Source organism: Bradyrhizobium sp. SHOUNA76 (genome assembly GCF_023006445.1).
Classification (GTDB): Bacteria; Pseudomonadota; Alphaproteobacteria; order Rhizobiales; family Xanthobacteraceae; genus Bradyrhizobium.
This window is the reverse complement of sequence record NZ_JALBHA010000732.1, coordinates 1-2,307: the sequence shown is the minus strand read 5'-3', so window position 1 is coordinate 2,307 and position 2,307 is coordinate 1. Positions and strand designations below refer to the sequence as shown.

The 2,307-nt window shown below is 64.8% G+C and carries 3 protein-coding genes; all 3 read right to left on the bottom strand.

The annotated features are described in order from the left end of the window. A partial coding sequence (locus MOV74_RS36300; RefSeq protein ID WP_246932103.1) for a beta-ketoacyl-ACP synthase 3 occupies positions 1-489 on the bottom strand: 489 nt, incomplete at its 3' end. Further along, a complete protein-coding gene (plsX, locus tag MOV74_RS36295) occupies positions 486-1,547 on the bottom strand; it encodes a phosphate acyltransferase PlsX (protein ID WP_246932101.1) in 1,062 nt (353 codons plus the stop codon). The genes plsX and MOV74_RS36300, both read right to left, overlap by 4 nt. Positions 1,548-1,848: 301 nt before the next feature. Then, the coding region (locus MOV74_RS36290) for a DUF177 domain-containing protein (RefSeq protein ID WP_246932099.1) at positions 1,849-2,307 on the bottom strand (459 nt) is incomplete at its 5' end.

The following is a 2,307-nucleotide window of genomic DNA, read 5'->3' as shown; positions in this document are numbered from 1 at the left end:
GCCGTCGCCGAACAGCACGCAGGTGCCGCGGTCGTTCCAGTCGAGGATGCGCGAGAAAGTCTCGGCGCCGATCACCAGCGCGCGCTTGAAGGCGCCGGTGCGCAGGAAATTGTCGGCGGTGGCGAGCGCGAACACGAAGCCCGAGCACACCGCCTGGAGGTCGAAGGCCGCGCCGTGGTTGATGCCGAGCGCGTTCTGCACGGCGACGGCGGTCGCGGGGAAGGTGTTGTCCGGCGTCGAGGTCGCCAGCACGATGAGGTCGATCGACTGCGCGTCGAGGCCGGCATCGCTGAGCGCGGCCTGCGCCGCCCTGATCGCCAGGTGCGAGGTGAACTCGCCTTCGGCCGCGATGTGCCGCTCGCGAATCCCGGTGCGCTGCACGATCCACTCGTCGGAGGTGTCGATACGCGCCGCCAATTGGGCGTTGGTCACCACCTGCTCCGGCAGATAGGAGCCGCAGCCCAGCACGACCGAACGAATTTGAGTCACGAAACAGCCTCCTGCGCGGCCTGCACGGAATTGAGTGCACCACCCTCGCGGTTGAGCATCTGATTGATCTTATTCAGGAGATCGTAGTGAGCCATCTCATAGCCAACATCGATCGCAGAGGCAAAGCCTTCGGCGCCGGTTCCGCCATGGCTCTTGACCACAATCCCGTTCAATCCCAGGAAAACGCCGCCATTGGACTTGTTCGGGTCCATCTTGTCGCGCAGGGCCTGGAAGGCGCCGCGCGCAAAGAGATAGCCAAGCTTGGACAGCCAGCTCCGTTTCATCTCATTGCGGAGTAATTCGGCCATCTGCCGTGCGGTTCCCTCGGCGGCCTTGAGCGCGATGTTGCCGCTGAAACCTTCGGTGACGATGACGTCCGCCACCCCCTTGCCGATGCCGTCACCCTCGACGAAGCCGACGTAGTCGAGCTCCGGCAGGTTCCTGATGCGCAGGATTTCGCCGGCCTCGCGAATCTCCTCGTGCCCCTTGATTTCCTCGGTCCCGATGTTGAGCAGGCCGAGCGTGGGGCGCGGCTTGTTGAACAGCACACTCGCCATCGCGGCGCCCATAACGGCGAGTGACACCAGATGGTGCGCGTCGCCGCCGATGCTGGCGCCGAGGTCGAGCACCACGGACTCGCCGCGCCTGGTCGGCCATATGCCCGTAATCGCCGGGCGATCGATCCCCTTCAGCGTGCGCAGGTGGAAACGCGACATCGCCATCAGCGCGCCTGTGTTGCCGGCGGAGACAGCGACATCCGCCTCCCCCTTCTTCACCGCGTCGATGGCAAGCCACATCGAGGACGTCCTGCGGCCGCGCCGCAGCGCCTGGCTCGGCTTGTCCGAACCACTGACTGCAACGTCGGTATGGATGATCTTCGAGGCGGCCTTGAGCTGGGGGTGCCGGTCGAGCTCAGGCTCGATCTTGGCGCGGTCCCCGACCAGCAGGAACTCGGTTTCGCGATGCCTGCCAAGCGAGATGGCCGCGCCCGGAATGACCACGGCGGCGCCGGCGTCGCCCCCCATGGCGTCAAGCGCAATGCGAACCTTGCTTGGCATAAAAGTCCTGGAAAACCTGGTCTGGTGCGGTCTTGAACCGAGCGGGGCCGCAGAATGGGTTCGCCATGACATGGCGACCGGTCAGGCGCCACGCCGCGCCCGGACCGGGGCGCGACAATAGCGTTTTGTTATCCCGAAACAACCTCTTGCCCCCAGCCTTTTGCATCCGGGTCGATCCGGGGGCGAACAAAGGAATGCTCAGGAAATACATAAAAAGATCAAAGGGATAAATCAGCCTCCCAAACCATTCCCGCAATTTCCTCAAGCCCTCTGGCAAGTGGCCTTTACGGGGAATGCCCAGCTATTTGCCTTTCTTCCTGCCCTTCTTGGTGTTGTCCTGGAGCGCCTTGAGCGCCGCGAAGGGATGGTCTTCCGGATCAGGCGCCGTGATCTCGGCCTCGAACACGGCCCCCTCCTTGCGCGGATAGGGGTCAACCGCCAGGAACAGGGCATCGGTGGCGATCCGGCCGAGGTCGATGATGCCATTGGTGATCGGCTCCGGCGGATCGATCACCTCCGGCGGCTCCTCATCGTCCTGCCCCTCCTCGATCAGGTCGGCCATCTTCCGAACCTCGGCCTCGGGAGCGAACACCAGGTCCACCTCCTCCTCAATCTCGCTCTCGATGGGATCGAGCGTGACCACGCAGGTCTGGCCGATCCGGGCCCGGACGGTGCCGGTCACCTGGACCCGGCCGCCGCTCTTGGGCACGACGTCAAGGTCGGCCTGGGCGGACAGCACCGCCCGCAAGCCGCCGACCTC

Coding starts and splice junctions, on each gene's coding strand:
- plsX (WP_246932101.1), bottom strand. CDS start 1,547: ATGCCAAGCAAGGTTCGCATTGCGCTTGACGCCATGGGGGGCGACGCC.